The sequence below is a fragment of the Gracilibacillus sp. JCM 18966 genome (assembly GCF_055392695.1).
On record NZ_AP043883.1, the window covers coordinates 2236419 to 2259175 of the forward strand.

The 22757-nt window shown below is 34.9% G+C and carries 20 protein-coding genes; 7 read left to right on the forward strand and 13 right to left on the reverse strand.

What is annotated here, in order from left to right:
• From ACZ5N5_RS10735 to ACZ5N5_RS10750, 4 genes are all read right to left on the reverse strand, one after another.
• On the reverse strand, nucleotides 1-1908 hold the full coding sequence (locus tag ACZ5N5_RS10735; RefSeq protein ID WP_277678155.1) for an FtsX-like permease family protein: 1908 nt from the start codon (nucleotides 1906-1908) through the stop codon (nucleotides 1-3).
• Nucleotides 1883-2659 carry an ABC transporter ATP-binding protein gene (locus tag ACZ5N5_RS10740; RefSeq protein ID WP_109985562.1) on the reverse strand — a complete coding sequence of 259 codons (777 nt, stop codon included), beginning with the start codon at nucleotides 2657-2659 and terminating at the stop codon, nucleotides 1883-1885. Before ACZ5N5_RS10740 ends, ACZ5N5_RS10735 begins: the two co-directional genes overlap by 26 nt.
• A 112-nt stretch (nucleotides 2660-2771) precedes the next feature.
• On the reverse strand, nucleotides 2772-3773 hold the full coding sequence (locus tag ACZ5N5_RS10745) for a sensor histidine kinase (RefSeq protein WP_054861469.1): 1002 nt from the start codon (nucleotides 3771-3773) through the stop codon (nucleotides 2772-2774).
• Nucleotides 3770-4471 (reverse strand): response regulator transcription factor, encoded by a 702-nt coding sequence (locus ACZ5N5_RS10750; RefSeq protein WP_054861470.1) that lies wholly within the window; start codon nucleotides 4469-4471, stop codon nucleotides 3770-3772. The genes ACZ5N5_RS10745 and ACZ5N5_RS10750 overlap by 4 nt, the downstream gene beginning before the upstream one ends.
• A gap of 158 nt (nucleotides 4472-4629) precedes the next feature.
• Here ACZ5N5_RS10750 and ACZ5N5_RS10755 point away from each other — a divergent pair, with 158 nt between their 5' ends.
• From ACZ5N5_RS10755 to perR, 3 genes are all read left to right on the forward strand, one after another.
• A complete protein-coding gene (locus ACZ5N5_RS10755; RefSeq protein WP_277678154.1) occupies nucleotides 4630-5040 on the forward strand; it encodes an ion channel in 411 nt (136 codons plus the stop codon).
• 68 nt (nucleotides 5041-5108) lie between these two features.
• Nucleotides 5109-5579: a thioredoxin-dependent thiol peroxidase gene (gene bcp, locus ACZ5N5_RS10760; RefSeq protein WP_054861482.1), complete on the forward strand. Its 471-nt coding sequence runs from the start codon at nucleotides 5109-5111 to the stop codon at nucleotides 5577-5579.
• Nucleotides 5580-6128: 549 nt separating this feature from the next.
• Entirely contained in the window at nucleotides 6129-6560 is a 432-nt protein-coding gene (gene perR / locus ACZ5N5_RS10765; protein ID WP_425454603.1) for a peroxide-responsive transcriptional repressor PerR, read from the forward strand.
• Nucleotides 6561-6647: 87 nt separating this feature from the next.
• Here the strand turns inward: perR and ACZ5N5_RS10770 are convergent, their stop codons facing one another.
• Nucleotides 6648-7001, reverse strand: coding sequence for a DUF2614 family zinc ribbon-containing protein (locus tag ACZ5N5_RS10770; protein WP_054861472.1), 354 nt, complete (start codon nucleotides 6999-7001; stop codon nucleotides 6648-6650).
• Between the two features lie 126 nt (nucleotides 7002-7127).
• On the opposite strand from ACZ5N5_RS10770, the gene ACZ5N5_RS10775 reads away from it, so the two are divergent.
• The 3 genes from ACZ5N5_RS10775 (at nucleotide 7128) to ACZ5N5_RS10785 (ending at nucleotide 10356) form a co-directional block, all read left to right on the forward strand.
• Nucleotides 7128-7967 (forward strand): helix-turn-helix domain-containing protein, encoded by an 840-nt coding sequence (locus ACZ5N5_RS10775; RefSeq protein WP_277678153.1) that lies wholly within the window; start codon nucleotides 7128-7130, stop codon nucleotides 7965-7967.
• A 109-nt stretch (nucleotides 7968-8076) separates the two neighbouring features.
• Nucleotides 8077-9564 carry an alpha-glucosidase/alpha-galactosidase gene (melA, locus tag ACZ5N5_RS10780; protein WP_277678152.1) on the forward strand — a complete coding sequence of 496 codons (1488 nt, stop codon included), beginning with the start codon at nucleotides 8077-8079 and terminating at the stop codon, nucleotides 9562-9564.
• 51 nt (nucleotides 9565-9615) lie between these two features.
• Nucleotides 9616-10356, forward strand: a complete 741-nt coding sequence (locus ACZ5N5_RS10785) for an MBL fold metallo-hydrolase (protein ID WP_109985558.1) — start codon at nucleotides 9616-9618, stop codon at nucleotides 10354-10356.
• A 235-nt stretch (nucleotides 10357-10591) separates the two neighbouring features.
• Here the strand turns inward: ACZ5N5_RS10785 and ACZ5N5_RS10790 are convergent, their stop codons facing one another.
• The 5 genes from ACZ5N5_RS10790 to ACZ5N5_RS10810 all read right to left on the reverse strand — a co-directional run bounded on the left by ACZ5N5_RS10790 (nucleotide 10592) and on the right by ACZ5N5_RS10810 (nucleotide 17238).
• On the reverse strand, nucleotides 10592-11419 hold the full coding sequence (locus ACZ5N5_RS10790) for a carbohydrate ABC transporter permease (protein ID WP_277678151.1): 828 nt from the start codon (nucleotides 11417-11419) through the stop codon (nucleotides 10592-10594).
• Nucleotides 11416-12336 (reverse strand): carbohydrate ABC transporter permease, encoded by a 921-nt coding sequence (locus ACZ5N5_RS10795; RefSeq protein ID WP_109985556.1) that lies wholly within the window; start codon nucleotides 12334-12336, stop codon nucleotides 11416-11418. The genes ACZ5N5_RS10790 and ACZ5N5_RS10795 overlap by 4 nt, the downstream gene beginning before the upstream one ends.
• A 116-nt stretch (nucleotides 12337-12452) precedes the next feature.
• Nucleotides 12453-13745, reverse strand: coding sequence for an ABC transporter substrate-binding protein (locus ACZ5N5_RS10800; protein ID WP_277678150.1), 1293 nt, complete (start codon nucleotides 13743-13745; stop codon nucleotides 12453-12455).
• A 186-nt stretch (nucleotides 13746-13931) separates the two neighbouring features.
• Nucleotides 13932-15713 (reverse strand): sensor histidine kinase, encoded by a 1782-nt coding sequence (locus tag ACZ5N5_RS10805; RefSeq protein ID WP_277678149.1) that lies wholly within the window; start codon nucleotides 15711-15713, stop codon nucleotides 13932-13934.
• Nucleotides 15682-17238, reverse strand: coding sequence for a response regulator transcription factor (locus tag ACZ5N5_RS10810; protein ID WP_277678148.1), 1557 nt, complete (start codon nucleotides 17236-17238; stop codon nucleotides 15682-15684). The genes ACZ5N5_RS10805 and ACZ5N5_RS10810 overlap by 32 nt, the downstream gene beginning before the upstream one ends.
• A 369-nt stretch (nucleotides 17239-17607) precedes the next feature.
• Here ACZ5N5_RS10810 and ACZ5N5_RS10815 point away from each other — a divergent pair, with 369 nt between their 5' ends.
• The gene (locus ACZ5N5_RS10815) at nucleotides 17608-19503 is read left to right on the forward strand and encodes a PrkA family serine protein kinase (protein WP_109985552.1); all 1896 of its coding nucleotides are present in this window, start codon (nucleotides 17608-17610) and stop codon (nucleotides 19501-19503) included.
• A gap of 133 nt (nucleotides 19504-19636) precedes the next feature.
• Here the strand turns inward: ACZ5N5_RS10815 and murQ are convergent, their stop codons facing one another.
• The 3 genes from murQ to nagA all read right to left on the reverse strand — a co-directional run bounded on the left by murQ (nucleotide 19637) and on the right by nagA (nucleotide 22556).
• The gene (gene murQ, locus ACZ5N5_RS10820) at nucleotides 19637-20536 is read right to left on the reverse strand and encodes an N-acetylmuramic acid 6-phosphate etherase (RefSeq protein WP_277678147.1); all 900 of its coding nucleotides are present in this window, start codon (nucleotides 20534-20536) and stop codon (nucleotides 19637-19639) included.
• A gap of 16 nt (nucleotides 20537-20552) precedes the next feature.
• Nucleotides 20553-21275 carry a GntR family transcriptional regulator gene (locus ACZ5N5_RS10825; protein ID WP_054787318.1) on the reverse strand — a complete coding sequence of 241 codons (723 nt, stop codon included), beginning with the start codon at nucleotides 21273-21275 and terminating at the stop codon, nucleotides 20553-20555.
• A 102-nt stretch (nucleotides 21276-21377) separates the two neighbouring features.
• Nucleotides 21378-22556, reverse strand: a complete 1179-nt coding sequence (gene nagA, locus ACZ5N5_RS10830; protein WP_277678146.1) for an N-acetylglucosamine-6-phosphate deacetylase — start codon at nucleotides 22554-22556, stop codon at nucleotides 21378-21380.
• Nucleotides 22557-22757: the final 201 nt, after the last annotated feature.

The following is a 22757-nucleotide window of genomic DNA, read 5'->3' on the forward strand; positions in this document are numbered from 1 at the left end:
TTACAGGACATGTTTAATTTTGGAAATATATAAACCTCTAATAAAAAAGAAGTAAACCGCATAAATAGCTAAATAACAACTTATTAACATGACACTAGGCCATAATACAGAAGCACTTAACATATTTTGTAATGCCTTAAAAGCAAATCCTGCGTGAATCACTGCAACTGTAAAAGGGATAAAAAACAAGTAGGCAATCTCTTGAGTAATACTTGCCTTCATTTCTTTTCTCGTTAAACCAATTCGGTACAATGCTTTATATTTGCTAATGTCTTTGTCTAAATCCTGATATAATTTGAAATAGAGAATGGACCCCGCTGCTAAGAAAAATAGTACACTAATGAATAGCCCAAAGAATAAGGTGTGTGCAAGAGTTTTTTTCATCATTACATAGAAATCAGCACTTGCATCTATTTCTACTATGTCATTATTTACATGTTTCATAATCTCTACTATTTGATCTGCTTGATTGGTCCAATTAGGAACATTCATTGCTGTGTAACGATATTGTTCATTTGGATCAGCAACATTGGCGAATTCATCAAAAATTTGATCAGGTACGACGATTGTATAACGAGTGTGTATCGTTGTATTAATGACTGAAGTGATAGTATCAACATTAAGCACAGCTTGAAAATTATTTGAGCTAACGGTTAATTCCTCAGGAAAATCAGCTTCTCCAGGTAAAACGATATTAGGAAGCATAATATACATCTGATCTTCCTTTATACTCTGTTTACTTGAATATTGATTTAGATCTGCTATTTGCTGATAATCGGAAAAAGAAATTAGATCAGCCCAGTTCATTTCCCCTAGATTCTCGAGCTGTGCCTGAGTTCGATTTACCGTGATGGATTGATAGTTGATGTTAGCTTGTTCAAATTTTTGTAAGACAGTATCCATTTCTTTATCCATCATGGCAATATTATCTTCACCTTTGGCTAAAAATGAAACATCTTGCGGGTAATAAGCGTTCGCTTCTGCTTCTGCACTTTTAAAAGCACCAAATAATACCCCAGAGGCAGTGAATGCTACAGCACTTAAAATGGTTACAAAAAATAATAATCTTGCATGATCCTTTAATTTATAGCTTAAGTCAGATATTGTTAGCAAATTTGTTTTATGAAAGTAAAGATTTCTCCTTCTTTTCAATAAATAAATGAATGCAACCGAAAATTGAGTAAACAACAAATATGTTCCAGGGATGATTAATAATAAGATGTAAAACATTCGATAAACGATCGTGATAAGGGTAGAGGTGGCAGCTAAATAATATGCTACTATAACTAGAGCTAATCCTAAGATACTTAATACCCAGGAGAACTTAGGAGGGCGTTTGTTCGCTTTCACTCCTCGTAATAGGTCTACTACTGCATTTGTCTTCAATGTCCAAACTACAAAAATAGAATTGAATTCAAACATCAAGAAATAACTTATGACAGTGATAATGATAGCCTTTGGTGCTATATGAAAACCTAATGTTCCTTCTAGTTCTAGTATCTTGGAAAAACCCATAATAAATAAATTTGCAAATAGCATGCCAACTAGAATTCCTGCAAGTATAGAAACAACACCAATGATCGTATTTTCTAGTATGAGCATCCGGTTTAATTTTGACTTACTAATTCCTAATGTCATTAACAAACCATACTCTTTTTTCCTTGATTTAATGAAGGCACCAGTCGAATACATAACGAACAGAAAAGAAAAACCAAATATGATGATCTCTGCTGCCATAATCCCTCTTTGGACGCCTTCCCGAAATTCATGTCCATCAATTTCAGGATGAAACATAATAACAGCATAGATAAAGAACACGGCAACAGAGAACATACAGCTAAAGAAGTAGCTCATATATTGACGTGCATTGCGCTTTACATTATTAAATGCGAATTGTCTGAAGGTCATCTGTATCACCTCCAAGCATTGATTGAACATTTAATATTTCCTGGAAAAAGGTTTGACGATTTTCCCCTTTATAGAGCTGGTTAAAAATTCTTCCATCCTTAATGAATAGTATCCTTTCACAGAAACTTGCAGCAAAAGGGTCATGTGTTACCATTAGGGTTGTTGCCTCCTGCTTTTCATTTAGAGTGGAAAGGGCCTCCATTACTTGCTTTGATGCTTTAGAATCTAAGTTTCCTGTAGGTTCATCTGCAAATATAATGGCGGGTTGATGAATAATTGCCCGGGCAATAGCAGCACGTTGCATCTGGCCGCCAGATACTTCAAAGATTCTATTTTTTAAAATCGTATCAATCCCTAGCTGTTTGGCAACTTTACTAAGTTTTTTCTCCATTTCATTTACCTTACACCCGTCAAGAGTGAGTGGTAGCATTATATTCTCTTCTATGGTTAAGGTTTCTAATAAATTGAAGTCTTGAAATATAAATCCCATTTGCTTTCTTCTGAATTTTGCGAGCTTTGTTTTGGAGAGTTTTGTAACATTCTCGTTATTAATTTCGATAGTACCTGCAGATAATCGATCAATAGTAGAGAGAACATTTAATAAGGTTGTTTTTCCGCTACCTGATGGACCCATTACCCCAACAAATTCTCCTTTTTCAATTTCAAATGAGATATTATCGATGGCCCTATGTTCAATGCCACGATTGTTTCCGTATATTTTTGAGATATTTTTTGCTTCTAATAATGGCATAGTAATCCAACCTTTCCCACTGTAGTAATTTTATTATAAATGCAATATGTCGAGATAACCTATTCATAATTCTTTCAAAAGTAAAAAGAAACCTTACATTATTGTAAGATTTCTATGAAGCGTTAAAGGAAATGGAGATCTTAGTGCCCTTCTTAACCTCAGAATCAATGGAAACCTGATGATGTAATTCATCACAAATTTGTTTCGTTAAATAGAGTCCCATCCCAGTGGACTCTTGATAATTTCGGCCATTTTCTCCAGTGAAAAAAGGATGAAATACCTGTTTAATGTCTTGTTTAGGAATACCAATACCTTGATCTATTATGGATAAAGTATAATAACCATATTGATTGTCAGTAGAAAAGGTTATGTTAGTCTTTGTTCCACTTGCGTATTTAATGGCATTACTTGTAATTTGTCCAAGGACGAAACCTAGCCATTTTTGATCAGAATAAATATACGTATTAGATGGTATCTCTATTTTTGGATATACATGATGGCGTATAAAGCTGGATTTATACTCTTGAATGACTGTTCTGACTAGTTGATTCAGATCAATCTTTTCCACATGGAAATCTCGTTCGAACTGTTGTAATCTAGATTGGTATAAAGCAAGCTGTAACCCATTCTTCATCCGATCTAGTTCTTCTTCCATATCCTGCTTGAATGCATGGGGGAGATTTATTTGCTCATTTTCGATGGTTAAACTTATTACGGATAATGGTGTTTTCATTTGATGAACCCATTGCTGCATAAACATATTTTCCTGTTTCTTCTCCGCATGTAGCTTTTCTAACTGTTGCTTATAAGCGTGATACTGTTTCTCGTAATGCTCCTTTAATTGTCTCGTTAATTGATCTGGAGCATCTGGAAGCCATGCAGCCTCGTTCGTTTCCTTTGCGGTAAATTGATATATTTCTCGATACTTCATATAACGAAAGATATGATAGATAACTAAAAAACTGGTAGCAACAAGGAGCATATACATCAGATTTGCAGTACTAATCGCTTCAGCACTAACAGAGCTTGCCAGTCTTGCGATGATTAAAAGAATACCAACTTGCGAATAAAAGAAAAGAATGGATATGAGTTGATCCTGTACATATGCTTTCATTTATTGTTCACCCATGTTTTTTCAAGTTTGTAACCCGCACCTCGTATGGTAGAAATGGCTTGATCAATCCCAAGCTCAGATAATTTTTTTCTGATACGAGTGATATTGACACTTAATGTATTGTCATCAACAAAATCTTGATCGTCCCAAAGCCTTTCCAGTAAAAATTCCCTAGAGATAATTTGATCTGGATGTGTTAAAAATGCTTGAGCTAGGAGGCATTCCTTTTTTGTTAATAGTACTTCTTTGTCTTGAAAGGAAAGAATAAACGTCGTTGTATCTAATGTAAGACCTTCAAAATCGATTACTTGAGTCGATTTTTCCGTGCGATACTCTCCATATACACGTCTTAAAATACTTTTAATTTTCGCTAATACAACTTCCAGTTGAAACGGTTTTGTAATGTAATCGTCTGCGCCATTTTCAATAGCCATTACTTGATCCATCCCGCTATCCCTTGCTGATATAAAGATGATTGGACAATTACTACGTGCACGAATTTTACGACACCAGTAAAAACCGTCGAATCGTGGTAGGTTTATATCTAATAGAACTAGATGAGGTTCCCACTGTAAAAATTCCTCTTGAATAAGATCGAAGTCGTCCACCGTTTTTATTTCATAATCATATTTAGATAAAAAATCAGCAAGAATATCTCGAATTTTTGGATCATCTTCTACTATATAAATTTTGATCAATTGTCATCACCTCTACTTGTCCATCGTAAACTAAAAGTAGGAATAAATAAAGTGAGACTGCCATCAAGGGACAGGTTATTCCAATAATGGTTACCTCTGTAGTTCTATTAGTTTAGAGTTAGCTGTGAAAATATAAATAGAGTGGAGATTGGTCTAGAATGATAGCAATCATTTCTGTTTTGATCATTGGGGTATTATTATGTGGGAGCTTATACGCATTTATTTTTGGAAAGGTTCATCAAAGAAGTTATTTTTCATACGAAATTTTTTATACTTTACTCGTAGTGTACTTTACTGTTCTAACATCCTTTGCATGCTTGTATTTCGTTTTGTCCTTCCACGGAGTACTCTTATTAGAAGATGGTGAGCTTAAGAGGTTATCACCGTTTGAAACATTAGCACATTCCTTTTATTTCAGTGGAGTTACTTTAATGACAGTCGGTTATGGAGATATTACGCCAATCGGCTGGGGGAGACTACTTGCTTTACTGGAGGCATTGATTGGTTACATTTTACCGCCCGCGTTTTTTATTAAGATTTGGCAAGGAAATGATAGACGTCACAAGTAGTTTTTAGTTGAGTCTTTCTTCTAATTCCAGTACGCTAGAAGGAGTAAATTTCATTGGAGGGATTTGAAGTGACAGTAGAAGTTGGACAAGAAGTACAAGACTTTGAACTAATGAATAACAAAGGTGAAACAGTTAAGCTATCTGATTATAAAGGGAAACATGTTGTTCTTTATTTCTATCCAAAGGATGATACACCAGGCTGTACAACGGAAGCGTGTGACTTTCGCGATAATTATGAGAGCTTCCAGGATCTTGATGCCGTTATTTTAGGAGTGAGTCCAGATTCCGAAGAAAGTCATAAAAAATTTATTGATAAGCATAGTTTGCCGTTTGAACTACTCGTTGACGAAGACAAGAAGGTTGCGGAGCAATTTAATGTTTGGCAATTAAAGAATAAATTCGGTAAAGAGTATATGGGAATTGTTCGTTCCACCTTTATTATAGACAAACAAGGAATTCTTCAAAAAGAGTTTCGTAATGTACAAGTAAAGGGACATGTTGAAAAGGCATTAAGCTATATTCGTGAAGAATTAAGCTAATCCCTTCGAGCCATAGCTTATGAAAAACCTCAATGAAGGAAACAGGAATCGAAAGCATAGATCGATTCCTGTATTTTTTTGTACGTTAGGAAAGTATAAAATTTCTACACAGTGGCGTTTCGACGTAGCTGAAATGTTAAGGTACCAAGTATAAGCAAAACTAGGCATTCGCCAAAGGACGAGCGAATGCGAGTTTTTCTAATGCGTTAAGAAAGCATAAGAGTTCTACACAGCAGAAGTTCAACGTAGCTGAAATTTTATGGTGCAAAGTATAAGCAAAACTGAGCATTCGCTAAAGGACGAGCGAAAGCAAGTTTTTCTAACAAGAAACAATGGAGCAAATCGAATTTTCCAATATAAAAGTGATTAAAGCATAAAATCAGCAATAATTCGTATACTTTTATTGACAGAAAAGACTTGAAGGGTTTACACTAATTATAAGGATTATAATTTAATAATTGTGTTAATACAGTTTATATTGTAAACTAGTTATTAATAATTAAAAATAATTGTAGGAGAAAGCGAGGTGCATGGCGGGTGTCGGAACATATGTTACAAGAGGCTGTTGAAAAGCTAAAGTCATCTGGAGTTCGTATCACACCACAGCGTCATGCGGTGTTGGAATTTTTATTAAATGCAGAAATTCATCCTACTGCTGATGATATTTATAAGGCTTTAGAAGGTAAGTTTCCAAATATGAGTGTAGCTACCGTATATAATAATTTACGAGTTTTTCGAGAAATTGGTCTTGTGCGAGAGCTAACCTATGGAGATTCTTCTAGTCGCTTTGATTGTAATACTTCTAAGCATTATCATATTATATGTGAAAGCTGTGGAAAAATAGTTGATTTTCACTATCCTAGCTTGGATGAAGTGGAATCATTGGCAGAACAAATTACAGGATTTGATGTTAGCCACCACCGAATGGAAGTATATGGAGTATGTCAAGAGTGTAAAAAAGATAAAAAACAAATTGTTTAATATCAAAACACACGAGTTATTGCTCGTGTGTTTTTCTTTAGACTTAGTATTTCAACAAGGAAAACCTTCACCAATGGAAGTATCATTCTAACTTCTCTTGGAGTTGTAGCTTTCATCAAATTCTTTACCTTCTAAACTCTTATCTAATGTTAAAGGCTGCTTACAATGCATACAAGCATCCACACGACCTAGCATTTTTGTCGGTTTTTCACAGGTTGGACAAATTATTGGAACTGCTCTTGTGGACAATAGCCCAATCCAAAAGTAAACAACTGTACTAAATACGATTGCAATCATACCAAGAATAATAAAAATAAGCATAAGCCATTCTACTTTTTTGACAAGTAAACCAATGTACATAATTCCAAAACCGATAAAAATGAGACTCAATGCAAAGGTACGTATTCGATTAATTTTATTTTTATAAGTTATATCTGACATTTTGCTTCCTCCATGACCTAGCATAAATCAAATCTATTTTGTAGTATAGCATATTTCTACAATTTTTGTGCAAGCACTTGCTTCATCGTTTATGATGTATATAGGAAGATAAGAAGAAGGTGTTCTATGTTGGATTTAAATGTTTTTCCTCAAGCTGTAGCTTATTATTTTAAGGAATGGAAGGAATTTGAGATGCCTTTTCATCACCACGAAGCTACAGAGATTATGTATGTAATTAGTGGAAGCTGTAGGGTTGAGATAAATAATGAATGTATTGGTATGCGAAAGGGACAATATATAATTATTCAAAGCCATATTCCGCATCGCCTTGTTGTTGAGAAGAACAGACCTTGTCGAATGTTAAATTTGGAGTTTGAGTGGAGAAGTGGCGAGCAAAGACTCATTTCACTGGAAAAATTAGCGAAGCTAGATGACTCATTTCCATCTGCAATTTTATCTGAGGAACCTTTTTTTATATTAAGAGATGCTGATCATATATATTATACGTTAAGAAATTTAGTATTTGAGCTAGATAATCAATCAAACGAAAACTCTATGATGATTGATAACCTCCTTTTGCAGTTACTATTAATTATTGCTAGACAGCGTAGGGAACAAAATCATGAAGAAAATGGTAAGAACGAGAACTATGTAAAGAAGGTTATTACATATATTCACGAAAATTATGATCATGACATAACCGTGGAGCAATTAGCGAACGTGGCTCATATCCATCCGAGCTACTTACACCGAATTTTTAAACAGTCTACAGGTATGACATTACACGAATATATCTCAAGGGTTAGAATAGAAAAAGCCAAAATGTTATTAGAGAAAACAGATATTGCTGTAACGGAAATCTCTTCATATGTAGGAATTAATACAAGTCAATACTTTAGTAGTGTCTTTCGTAGAAGTACCGGATTAAGCCCATCTAATTATCGTAGACATTTTAGGGATATATAAATGCTAGGATTTTATACATTTTTCTTCTGATAAGCGATTATTTTTAAATCGCTTTCAATCAAATCGTGATAAGCTATTTTTAAACGATTTTATCAAGGAGGAAATGGTAATGACATTTAAAATTGCTTTTATCGGTGCAGGTAGTATTGGGTTTACGAGAGGACTGTTACGAGATATATTATCCGTACCAGAATTCCAGAAGATTGAGGTTACCTTTACTGATATTAATCAAAAAAATTTAGAAATGGTTACACAGCTTTGTCAGCGAGATATTGATGAAAATGGCTTAGATATTCAAATTAAAGCAACAACTAATCGCAGGGAAGCTTTAAAGAATGCAAAATATATATTTAATGTTGTACGAATAGGTGGATTGGAAGCTTTTAAAGCTGATATTGAAATTCCATTAAAGTATGGAGTAGACCAATGTGTAGGTGATACACTAAGTGCTGGTGGAATTATGTATGGGCAACGTGGAATAGCAGAAATGTTAGAGATCTGTAAAGATATTCGTGATGTAGCAGATGCTGAGGTACTCTTATTAAACTATGCAAATCCAATGGCTATGTTAACATGGGCATGTAATCAATATGGTGGGGTTCGTACAATTGGGCTTTGTCATGGTGTGCAAAATGGGCATAAGCAAATTGCCGAGGTGTTAGGAAAGAAAAGAGAAGAAGTAGATATCATCTGTGCTGGTATTAACCATCAAACATGGTATATTCAAGTGAAAGTAGCTGGTGAGGATAAAACAGCTGAACTATTAGAAGCATTTGAAAACCATTCAGAATATAGCAAAACAGAGAAAGTAAGAATTGATATGTTAAGAAGATTTGGTTATTTTAGTACTGAATCCAATGGCCACTTAAGTGAATATTTACCATGGTATAGAAAGCGTCCAGAAGAAATTAATGACTGGATTGATTTAGGAACATGGATCAACGGGGAAACTGGTGGATATTTAAGGGTATGTACAGAAGGACGTAATTGGTTCGAGACAGATTTTCCTAATTGGTTAAAAGAGCCGGCATTTGAATTTAAGCATGAAAATAGGGGAGAGGAGCACGGTTCTTATATTTTAGAAGGATTAGAGACTGGACGTACATATAGAGGCCATTTTAATGTGGTGAATAATGGTGTTATCGGCAATCTTCCTGAAGATGCGATCATTGAGGCGCCCGGGTTTGTAGACCGAAATGGTATAAGCATGCCCGTTGTTGGCGACTTACCATTAGGCCCAGCAGCAGTTTGTAATGTGAGCATTTCTGTTCAAAGATTAGCTGTAGAAGCAGCTATTCATGGTGATGATTATTTATTGCGACAAGCAATGATGATGGATCCATTAGTTGGGGCTGTTTGTAATCCAAAGGAAATTTGGCAAATGGTTGACGAAATGCTTGTATCGCAAGCGAAGTGGTTACCACAATACCGTGATGCCATTACGAAAGCAGAAATAAGATTAGCAGAAGGTCCTTTAGTACCGACAAAAGATTATCGAGGAGCAGCAAGACGAAAGGTCAAAACTGTCGAAGAAATGGCACAAGACCGTGAAGCAGCGAGCAAAAATGCGGGCGAGGCGGACAAGGGAGACTTCTAATTAGGATATAACCTATAACGGCTATTGATGAGAAAATAGGAGGTGTTAAAAATGAAAATCATTCCTTTAGGTATATGGGGAGGTTATCCAAAAGCAAATAGTGCAACCTCTTCGTTCTTAATTGAAGATAAAGGATTTCATCTCTTATTGGATTGTGGTAGTGGAGTGTTATCCTCTCTGCAAAACTATATTTCTATAGACGAGCTTGACGCTGTCATTCTAACACATTTTCATCATGATCATGTGGCCGATATTGGTCCATTACAGTATAGTAAGTTGATACAAAGTCAATTAAACAATGATGTAAAAACATTGCCTATTTATGCCCCCAATCATGAGAAGGATTTTTTTCAAAAGCTTACATTTAATAAACATACAAAGGGAAAGGTATTAGAAGAAAATAAGGAATACGCAATAGGACCATTTGTGATCCATACGATCAAAACTACCCATCCAGCATATTGCTTAGCGATAAAGCTAACTGTAGAGGGTCAATCAGTCGTATTCACTGCAGATACAGAATGGTTTGTAGAGCTTGGTTCCTTTTCTTCTATGGTCGATTTATTAATTAGTGAATCGAATCTTTACAAGTCTTTTGAAGGTCAAATTCCCGGTCATATGAGTGGTAGACAGGCAGGCCTACTTGCAAAGGAAGCAAAGGTAAAAAAATTAATCCTAACACACCTTCCACATTTTGGTGAACTGAATCAGTTAGTTGCGGAAGCGAAACAAAATTATAAAGGAGAAGTAGAAATAGCAAAAGTGGGGAAAAGCTACTTTCTCTCCAACTAAAAAACGGGCTCTCCCAGAGCCCGTTTTCTAATGGTTATTTATTTTGCTTCATAGCCTGATGCAAAGATCGCGACAAAGAAGGTGATACATACACCTATAACTAATGTAAGACCCACGATAATCCTCCTTTTAAACGTTCGAACCGTTTACAATAACTTTCCACTATTATACCGAAAGATTATTGGTTTGTGAAGTTATTTTATCTTTGGAACTTATGCTTTTAGGAAGTCTCGCTTTATCCTTTTACCGAACCCATCATACCAGCAACAAAGTGTCTTTGCATCACAAAGAAGACGATGGCTGTCGGTAATGTCGCAATAACAATTGCTGTCATAATTAAGCCATAATCAGGTGAATAACCTGCACCAAGATTTGAAATTAATAATGGAATGGTCTGGTTTTCGGGTGATTGTAATACAACCAATGGCCATAGATAATTATTCCAGCTGTTCATAAAGGCAATGATCGCAGCTGCGGCATAAGTCGTTTTCATTGTTGGTAAATAAATTCGGAAGAAGATTCCCAACTCACTGAGACCATCAATCCGTCCTGCTTCCACTAATTCCTTCGCAAACATTTTTGTGTTTTGACGAAAGAAGAAAATAAAAAACGCAGTAATAACTGTCGGTAAGATCGCAGCAGCTAATGTATCAATACCTAGAAAAGGAACATTTGCTGATACACCACCAAAGAAACGATAGAGCGGGATCATAATTGCTGCAAATGGAATCATCATGGATAATAGTAAAATATTAAATACCATGTCCTTCCCACGTGAGCGATAAATCTCAAAACCATAGCCAGCAAGTGAACCAATTAATAGTGTCAAGAACGTAGTGATAACAGCTATAATAGTTGAGTTAATTAGCGCTGTTCCAATATCGACTGTGTTGAATAGTCCTTTAACATTTTCTATAAAATGGGTACCAGGTAACAACTTACCTTGGGTAACATCGACCGATTTATTCGTCATACTTACAAGCATCCATAAAAAAGGGAAGATGGAGATAATCGATGCGATGCTAAGAAATAAATAGGTGAATATTCGTTTTACTTTCTTCATTTTCGATCACCTGCCACTTTAAATTGAATGAAGGATAAGATCACAACTAAGATTACGATGACATAAGACACAGTAGCTGCATAACCGAAATCAGGTGTATATTCAAAGGAAAGGTTATAAATGTACATAGAAATCGATAGTGTTGCATTCCCTGGTCCACCATTTGTAATATTCATGACCTCATCAAATAATTGTAACGTACCGATTGTAGAGACGATGGATGTAAAGAGAATAATCGGCTTTAACATCGGGATGGTGATATAGAAGAATTGTTGAATACTAGAAGCACCATCAATTCTAGCTGCTTCATACATTGATTTATCTACATTTTGAAGGGCAGATAAGTAGAAAATCATATTATAACCAGTCCATCTCCATGTAATCGCAATAATAATCGTTATTTTGGCTAGGAAAGGATCTGCTAACCAATCCAATGGCTCTGAAATAAGGGAAAGATCCATCAAAAATTTATTAACTAAACCATCAACAGCAAATAAATATTTAAAAATTACCGCATATGCAACAAGAGAGGTAACACATGGTAAGAAGATAGCTGTACGAAAAAAACCTCTAAACTTTAAAGTCGAATCATTTAATAGCACAGAAAAAATTAGTGCCAAAATAATCATTGCAGGGACTTGGACAAGCAAATAAATGAATGTATTCGTTAAAGCTGAGATAAATGTTGGATCATTAAAGAGTCTAGCATAGTTTTCAAATCCAACGAACTCAAGGTTTGCCCCCATTCCAGATTTCAGTGAAAGAATGAATGCCTGAACCATCGGATAGAAATAAAATAAACTGATTCCGAGGACAGATAATAAGATGAATAACCAACCAATGTAATTTTTTCGCAATTTATTGGAAAAACTTTTTTTATTACTCGGGTAACTAGTTCCGTGTGTAACCTGACTCATTTTCTCACTCCTCTTACCTTGGGATTAACGATGGAACCTGTAGTGAAAAGAAGCCCTTGGTTGGGAACTATTTCTGTAAAGAGATTTAGCACATACCCAAGGGCTTCTTCACTCACTTATTTAAATTGTGCTTCCGCTTGAGATTGAGCATCTGCTAGTACATCCTCTAAGCTTTTACCATTTAAGTAATTCTGTATTTCTGCTGCTAGAATATCTTCAATTCCGTAAGTGTTCATTCCATAATCAACTTGAGGAATCTCTTCCATCCACTTTGAAAAATCAGAAATAAGCTGTTGACCGCCAAAAAATTCATTTTCAACCTGATATGCTTCACTTTCAGCTGCTGGAGTATATGTTCCTAATGCACCAACCTCTGTAACAAGCTCATCATAAAATTCAACATTGGAGCCAAATGTGTTGGCAAGGAATTCAGCTGCTTTTTCTTTACCATCTATATTTAACACATAGAAAGAGCTTCCACCTTGGTTAGAGGCATTAACTGTTCCTTCGATGTCCAATCTTGGTGTAGGAGCGACTGCCCATTTTCCAGCCTGTGATTCCTCCGCTTCAATACTAGGTGCAATCCAGTTTCCTGCTGGAACGGTTGCGACGTCTCCACTGTTAAATGCTGCAATATATTGTGACCAATCAGAGTTGAGTTTTACCATATCCGCTTCCATAATTGCTTTATAATTTTCTAGGGCTAATCTTAAAGGTTCATTATCTACGAGGTTAATATTCCCTTCTTCATCTGTATACCAAGCACCAGCACTTTGCATCATGACACGAAGAATTCCTAAGTCATTCGGGTCTAATGATAGAAAATTATGTCCAGTCTTTTCTTTTACTGTTTTACCAATTTCGATATATTGTTTCCAAGTTATGTTTGTAAGATCTTCCTTGGTAAATCCTGCTTCTTCCAAATAATCTGTTCGATAAAATAGTCCTGTTACCCCTGTATCAAAAGGTAATCCGTATTGTTTTCCGTCAAGACTCGTTGGTGGTAGTTTATAGCTAGCAAAATCTTCTTTGTTAAAATAGTCACCAATTGGATAAAAAGCGTCTGGATAAGACTGCAAGAAGCTTTGGGCACGTTGATCTTCAATTAAAACAATATTGGGCATACCTTTCATTGTGCCAGAACTTAAACCAGTATTTAGCTTTTGAACAATGTCGTCTTGGGCATTTTCAATAATATCTAATTCAATTTCTTCCTCACCTGAATATTTTTCTTTGGCTAATTCAAGTGCTGCAATATTAAAATTAGGATCCCAAGCCCAAGCAGTAATGGTGTTTCCATCAGATCCTCCTTCATCTGAACCGCTTTCATTCCCTCCAGAACATGCTGCTAGTGTAAGAATTAGAGCTAAGAACAAGAAAAAGAGTAATTTTTTTGATATACGTTTCACTTTATAAAACCCCCTTATAAAAATTTGCAAGCGTTATCAACGCTGTAACATTATCGTAACAAAAAAAACTAAAGGTCGTTAGAACGATCTTTAGTTGATATTTTGAATATTTTTAGATATTTTTATTCTGTCGAATACAAAATGGTATTTATTTTAGAAAATGGTATTATTTTTAGGTAGATATGGTTACTTCTGATTCTCCAGCTCCTCTATAATAGGGAGGGTAATCACTACTTTTGTTCCTTTATTTAATTCACTTGTGATGTTCACACCATAATTTTTCCCATATAACAACTGGATTCTCTCATGGACATTTCGCACACCGATCCCACTAAATAGCTGTCTTTTGCCTTTCATACCAATCGCCTTACGATCGATCTTTTCCTCATTGATTCCATCTCCGTTATCTACAATTTCACAAACTAGTGAATTTTCTCTTTGGGCCATTAAAATCTGAATATAACCATGCTTCTTTTTCGTAAAAGCATGAAAAAAGGCATTTTCAATAAATGGTTGTATGACAAGCTTTGGCAACTGAAAATGGAGGCAATCTGGTGAAACTAAATAATTTACCTTGATTCTATCGCCATATCTTGCATGGTTTATGAGTACATAATTTTTTAAATTACCCAGCTCCTGTTCCACTGTAATCAATTCATCTACATCACCAAGTGCATTCTGAATTAGGGAGATAAAGGCATCTATCGTGTTAAATGCTGTCTCTTTCTTTCCTTGCTTGATCATAAATTTAATCGATGCTAGTGTATTATAAATAAAATGTGGATTAATTTGATGTTGTAATGCTTCTAACTCAGCCTTGCGTTGCTTTTCCTGTGTTCTTAGCAGTATCTCTACATAGTCATGGAGCTCGTTTAACATGTAATTAAAAGAATTGGCGATTTTCTTAGCTTCATATCCACCAGTTTCTTCTAATGGCTTGGTAAATTGATACCTAGCCATATCGGAGATTTGATTAACCAATTTACTAATAGAAACCGTCATTTTCCTTAATATTAAAAAGACAATGAAAACAGCAATCAATACAATGAGAATACTAATCAAGATGATTTCATTTGTATCAACTAAATTGCTTTGCACCTTATCCTTGTCAACAAGGTTGACAATATACATATCTAAAGTTGGCAAATATTCTGCTAACATTAAATAGTCTTCGTTAAAAATGTTTACATTGAGGTATTCGATTCCTTGGTTTTCAATATTCTTAGCAGTTTGTAGTAACTTCGGTTCTTTTTCTCCAATTTTTTGATGGAAATTACTTGAGATGATTTGGCCGGAACTGTTTATCAGAAGAACATTATTTCCTTCACTCGTATAGCCTTCATAGAAGCTTCTCAAATCCTTTTCTCGAATAGAAACATACTGATATCCATAGATTTTACCAGTTGAATGCTCTGTTAAAGCCTTTGATACAATTACCATAGGGATGTTATTGGTTAAATTTGATTGATCAAATTGGTAGATGATTTCATTTGGACGTGCTTCTGTTTGTTTCGTGATCGCATGGTTCCTTAATTCCGTACCTTTTACTGGCCAATTAAAATAATTCATATTAAATATTTCATTATCCAAGCTCATAATAATTAAATTGGCTTCATTCGGATCAATTTCTGCAAAAATACGTTCCATTTGCGTCTTTATTTGGTAATAAGAGCGTGATTTTTCTATATCATTAGACGTTTCTTCCTGAAGTCGTCGTTTTATCGTACCGTTTTCATCTACTTTTATAGAGGTGGAGACAACCGAATAACTAAAAGTATTGAATCGATCTTTTATTTGTGTTAGTACTTTTGTATTGGTAATGCTAAATGTTTCCATAAAAAGATTGCTTGACATACGGATAGAGCTTATCGTTATAAAAATAGATACAGCAATGATGCTAATGACCATTACAAGGAAAATTTTTATAAATAAATTATTATCTTGAATGATATGGACTATTTTTTTCATCATTGCTTCCTCGATTCCTTGCTGTCGAATTCCGCCGATACTGACTAGGTGATAAGCCTGTTGATTTTTTGAAGACCTTACAGAAATAGCTCGGATCAGAATAACCAACCATTTCGCTTACCATAGCTATTGAGACCTTGCTTGTCTCAAGAATTTCCATAGATTTTTTTATTCTAACCTTGCTTAAATATTCACTAAATCCTTCTTCATGATGGGTGCTAAAATAATTGGATAAATAAGAAGGATTAAAATGAAAATGATCTGCTAGGATTTTCAAAGTTAAATGTTCTGCATAATGACTATCAATATAATTTAAGAGCATCCGCATATTAGGAGATTGTTCATCTCGATCTAAGTGAACGATGCTTTTTACTTGTTCTAGAAATTCATGAAAAATGGCAATGGCCTCTTCTGCATCATTCGCTTCATTGATACGTGCAAAATACTGGTACTTGGATTCTTCTAGGTTCGTTATTTCATATTTCATATTACCTAGTAAAACAATAGAATTAAAGATAATATTTTCAAGCCATGATTTAAACTCGAAGACATCACGACTATACTGTTTCCTTAAGATGGTAATATGTTCTGTAAGATAGGAAAATGCATCATCAAATTCCTTCCTTTTAAAGAGAAAAATAAATTGATTCAAATCAAAATTCAGCTCTGATTCATGGTCATGTGGTAATTGATCATAGATGATGTATTTTTTTTCTGGTAAATAAAAAAGGTAATGCTTTAGTTTGCCTAGATGGTCTTGATAGCATTGCTGAAGATTCTCTAAAGAAGAGAATGGTGCAGCAATCAGCCAAGTATGATTAGTATACATAAATTTATCTTTAAAATGTAAGATCGATTTTTTAATAGATGATAATTCATATTTCTCAAAATTATATAACAATAAGAATTCCTTCTCATTCACCGAAATATCATATACTGCTACATCAGGTTTTTTTGTGTATTCTTCTAGTAATGATGTCTTGAATAATGAATCCTCTTGCTCAAGGATTATACTTACAAGTAAAAATTGATTGTACGGTAAAGATTTTTTCCATTGAGTTTTGGATAGTTTCGGTTGGTAGCCTTGTAATATTTTCTTTAACTGTTCTTCAATGGATTGTATCTCTTGTTGTTTAGGTTCCTTGCTTCCTATTGTAATGTTATTTAGTGTCTGAATAAGTTCCTTTGCATTTAACTTCGGCTTGAGAATATAATCAGCTATTCCGTGTTGGAAGGTTGTTCGTACATAATCAAAATTCTCAAAGCTACTCAAGATAATAATGTTGACCGCTGGATTTTTTTCTTTTGCTATTTTCACTAATTCGATTCCATCCATCTCTGGCATAACGATATCCGTAATAATAATGTCAGGCCTTTCCTTCTCTAACAATGCTAAAGCCTCTTCCCCATTCGCAGCTTCCCCAATTATTTGATAGCCTTCCTTTTCCCAATCAATATAATTTATGATCCCTTGTCTAATTAGCATTTCATCATCAACAATGAGAACCTTGTATAATTTATTCAATGGATGAACCCCTTTTAAAGTAATGAATAATGTGCACTATTTCTTTGGATTTGAGTTAAATCGATTATATATATTGTAATCGTTCTCCATTCACTCGTAAACTGCTTGTCTATTTTCTTCTGTATGGGAAAGTGATTCATTTTTTTTGGCTTACTTACATACATTAGATTAAGTATTATCTACTATATTACACATAAACTGGCGGTACGGCTCACTTCGAGTAAGAAATGTAAGTGGGGGGTAACTGCCAGTAATTGTCCATATGGCTAAACAGCATATGAACCCCTCACTCCGAAGATTTTCTCTTAATTATTTTCTCGTTAGTTCCAACATTTTTATAGAAAGAAATGCTTACCAGGAGGTTTTGGAATGGATATACTGAAAAAGGTGCAAGCATACCGGGAGAAACAAAATCAATTAAAATGGGAAGGCACTTTTAGCGATTATTTAGAGCTTTTAAAGGAGAGGCCTTATTTAGCACAATCTGCCCATTCAAGAATTTATCAGATGATTCGAGATCAAGGGGTAGAAGAAGTAGATGGAGTAAGAGAATATGCCTTCTTCCGTAATGATTTATTCGGTTTAGAAGAAGCTTTAGAAAAATTAGTCGAAGAATATTTTCATCCGGCAGCAAAACGATTAGATGTTAAAAAGCGTATCCTGCTTTTAATGGGTCCAGTTAGTGGTGGAAAATCGACTTTAGTTACACTTCTCAAAAGAGGGTTAGAAGAATATACGTTAACAGATAGAGGGGCTGTATATGCTATAAAAGGGTGCCCTATGCATGAGAATCCACTTCATCTTATTCCTCAACATTTAAGATCAGATTTTGAAAAAGAGTATGGAATAAGGATAGAAGGAAGTCTGTCACCACTTAATCAGCTAAGACTGGAGGAAGACTATGGTGGTAGGATTGAAGACGTCTTAATAGAGCGGATATTTTTTTCAGAGGATAGAAGAGTTGGAATTGGTACGTTCAGTCCATCAGATCCTAAATCTCAAGATATTGCCGATTTAACCGGATCGATTGATTTTTCCACCATTGCTACTTATGGTTCCGAATCTGATCCAAGAGCTTACAGATTCGATGGTGAACTGAATAAAGCTAATCGTGGCTTAATGGAATTTCAAGAAATGCTGAAGTGTGATGAAAAGTTTCTCTGGCATTTACTTTCTTTAACACAGGAAGGGAATTTTAAAGCAGGTAGATTTGCATTAATTTCCGCAGATGAGATGATCGTTGCACATACAAATGAATCAGAGTATCGTTCGTTTATATCGAATAAGAAGAATGAAGCTTTACATTCTAGAATGATTGTCATGCCGATCCCGTACAATCTGAAGGTGGATGAAGAAGAACGTATTTATCAAAAAATGATTGAAGAAAGTGATATACAGGATGTGCATATTGCCCCACATACCTTGAAAATTGCAGCAATGTTCACCATATTAACTAGATTGAAGGAATCAAAGCAAAATAATATTAGTCTATTGAAAAAATTGTATCTTTATAACGGTCAGGATGTTGAAGGCTTTAGTGATCAAGATGTTGTGGCATTAAAGAAGGAATATGCTGATGAAGGAATGACAGGTATTGATCCCCGTTATGTTATTAATCGTATTTCTTCTACCATTATAAGAAAAGAGATGCAGGCAATAAACGCTTTAGATGTATTGCGATCATTGAAGGACGGGTTAGATGATCATCCATCTATCACAAAGGAACAGAAAGAGGACTATTTAGATTTCATTTCCATCGCAAGAAAAGAATACGATGAGCTTGCAAAGAAGGAAGTACAAAAAGCATTTGTCTATTCTTATGAGGAATCTGCAAAAACCTTGATGAATAATTATTTAGACAATGTGGAGGCATTTTGTAATAAAACGAAATTAGAAGACCCATTAACAGGGGAAGAAATGCATCCAGATGAAAAATTAATGCGTTCCATTGAAGAACAAATCGGAATTTCTGAAAACGCAAAAAAACCATTCCGAGAAGAAATTCTGATCCGAATTTCCGCCTATGCTCGTAAAGGGAAGAAATTCGATTACCAATCACACGAAAGATTACGTGAGGCGATTCAAAAGAAATTATTTGCTGATCTGAAAGATGTCGTTAAAATTACTACATCAACCAAAACACCTGACGAACAACAATTAAAGAAAATGAATGAGGTTGTGGCAACACTCGTCGATGAGTATGGTTACAATACACAATCTGCCAATGATCTATTGCGATATGTAGGTAGCTTGTTGAATCGATAACAAAGTTATAGCAACTTTACCCGGACTTTCTTTCAAGTTCGGGTATTAGTTGTTTTATGATTAGAAAATAGTATTCATATTTGATAGGAAAGCAGTGAATTTACTAAAAAGGAATTTTCCTTCCAATAAACACTTAGTCATTCAGATAACTCTTAATCGCTTGCTTTAAATGTCCTTCCGCTTTATGAAGATACATTTCGGACTCTTGTAAACTGCTATTTGTAATTGCCATAAAAACAGCATTTTTTAATTGATTATTCGTTTCTTTCATCAAATTTTCTGCTTGTTGATCACTAATACCGGTTAATTCCTTAAGCATCTCATTTCCTCTTTTAACCAGTTTCTTATTAATCAGCATCATATCAATCATCTCATTTTGATAGACCTTCCCTAATCTTATCATGGTGACAGTTGAGATCATATTTATAGCTATTTTTTGTGCAGTACCTGCCTTTAATCTTGTTGATCCACGAATAATCTCAGGACCAACTACTAATTCAATCGCAATATCACTCATTATGGAGGAGATCGATTGTTGATTACAGCTGATGGATATAGTGGTTGCCTTTACTTGGTTTGCATAACGAAGAGCTGCAACAGAAAATGGCGTGGAGCCACTAGCACTTATGGCTATGAGAACGTCTTTTTCACAGAAAGAATCGTGTTGCAATTCTTGGATAACATTATTTTGATCATCCTCATGCTGTTCAAGTGGTTCCCACATAGCTTCTTTTCCACCCGCAATTATGCCTTTCCAGCGTTCAGGATTAATAGAGAATGTAGGGGGGAGTTCCACGGAATCTAAAATACCGATTCTACCACTCGTGCCAGCACCAACGATAAATACTCTTCCCCCAATCTTCCACTTGTTTACGATTAGGTCGATTGCTTCTGCAATTTTTTCTATGTTATCTTGTATTGCTTTTTGAATAGTTTGATCCTCTTGGTGCATTAAATTAACAATATCCAATGAACTCATCTCGTCAATAGTAAGAGAGTTGTTATTAACAGATTCTGTTACAGGAGTTTCCATTAATAGTCTTCCTTTCTCAACGTTCTAAATCTAGCATGAATTTATACCGATCTGCACGGTAAGAAGATTTTACAACTTCAAAGGTGGTTCCATCAGCTAATTGAGTTACTCTTTTCATAAAAAGCACTGGTGAATTTTCTTCAATCTTTAAATATTGAATTTCTTCTTCATTAGCAAGTGTTGCTTCAAATATTTGGCTTGCTTTTCCTATCCTTAATCCCAATTTGTCTTCAATGTAATAATATAAAGAGCTTTGTGCAATTTCGTCAGTTAAGCCCTTGATCAAGTTAGCAGAAATATACGTTCTTTCTAGCGCCATTGGTTCGTCCTCTGCAAGGCGAATACGTTTAATTTCGTAAACAGGTGTATAAACAGGAATATGGAGCTGTTCTGCTAATCCCTCGTTTGCAGGTATAATTTCAAAATTAATTAACTTATTACTAGGTTTCATACCACGTGCCTTCATATCCTCTGTAAAGCTTGTTAATCCATTTAAGTTTTGTTCAAGCTTTTGCTCTGCAATAAACGTTCCTTTTCCTTTTATTCGGTATAGATAATGTTTATTCGCAAGGTTTGTAATGGCCTGCCTTACTGTCATTCGACTGATGCCAAGTTGCTCTGCATACTCTCTTTCAGAAGGCAATGAATCACCAGCCTTATACTCACCACTTTCAATTTTCGTTTTGATTTGTTCCTCTAATTGATGATAGATTGGGATTGGCGAATGTTTATCAATCATAAAGTAAATAACTCCTTCCAGCTAACATTCATGTCTTAAGTAATCTTATTATAGCACTATTGATTTTTGAAATATCCATTTTACTTATCATTCTAGACTATCTTACTCATTACTGTAAGCAATATTTCCACGGCATATGGTCGTAATGACATCATTGTCTTCGTTCAACAAGACAATATCAGCGTCTTTCCCAACCGTAATGCTCCCTTTTTTCTCATAAATACCTAATTCCTTTGCTGCATTTTGCGAGGACATACAAATAGCAGCCTCGATAGAGCAATCTGTAAATTGGATGATGTTTTTAAATCCATCTCCTAGCTTTAAGGTGCTTCCAGCAAGGGTACCATCTTTTAAGGTTGCTTCTTGATTTTTAACGGTTACCTCTTGTCCGCCTAAATCATAAACACCGTCCTTTAAGCATTTCGCTCGCATCGAATCGGTAATAAGTATAAGCTTGTTTTCCTGTTTTTGTTGATAGGCGATTTGAACGGCTTCTTTTGTGGAATGAACACCATCTGCAATAATTTCAACCATTAAGGAATCATTGTTCCATGCGGCACCAACTACCCCAGGTTCTCTATGGTGAAAGCCTCTCATTTGGTTGTACAGATGAGTAATGTGAGATAGGCCGTGTTTTATTGCACGGTTGATCTGTTCGGAGCTTGCATCGGTGTGCCCAGCTGAAGCAATAATTCTATTATTTTTAAAGTATTCAATCAGTTCGCTACTTCCGTCTATTTCAGGGGCTAATGTCACTAATTTAATCTTTCCTTTTGCTAATTCGTTCCACTTTTTGAATAGTTCCAGATTAGGTTTTTGAATATGTTCGGCTGGCTGTGCACCTTTACGGGTTTCATTGATAAATGGTCCCTCTAAATGAATTCCTATTATTTCAGCCTGTGTAGCTGGTTGGTTGCTCATATAATTAACAGTATTAGATAACGCCTTTTCTATCGATGTATTACTTTGCGTCATTGTTGTTGCCAAAAAACTAGTGGTCCCTTCTTTTGGCAAAGCCATTGCCATTTTATGAAGAGCTTCAGAAGTTCCATCCATCACATCCGCTCCATCTGCTCCATGAATATGAACATCAATGAAACCAGGAATGGCCTTTATCGTTTTTCCTGACAAATCCATTATTTCAAAATCATCTGGAGTTCTCAAATCAGTTAAAGTTCCAATTTCAGTTATTTTTGTATTTTCTATTTTGATAAAACCAGAGTCAATAATAGCGGTATCTGTATATATCGTAACATTCTTTATCAATAATTTTTGACTCATCTCTACACACCTCATTCGACGTTTTAGATTCAATAGTAAGCATACCAATTTAAGATATAGTTGTCTATACATAAATACAGGTGTTATTAAAATGAAACACTATTCTTAACAAATGTAGTATTGTTAACTGTTCACGCTTTATTTTCACTAAATTAAATGGAAGGAAGAAAGCATATTGACGTAAAATTTAAATGAAGTTAA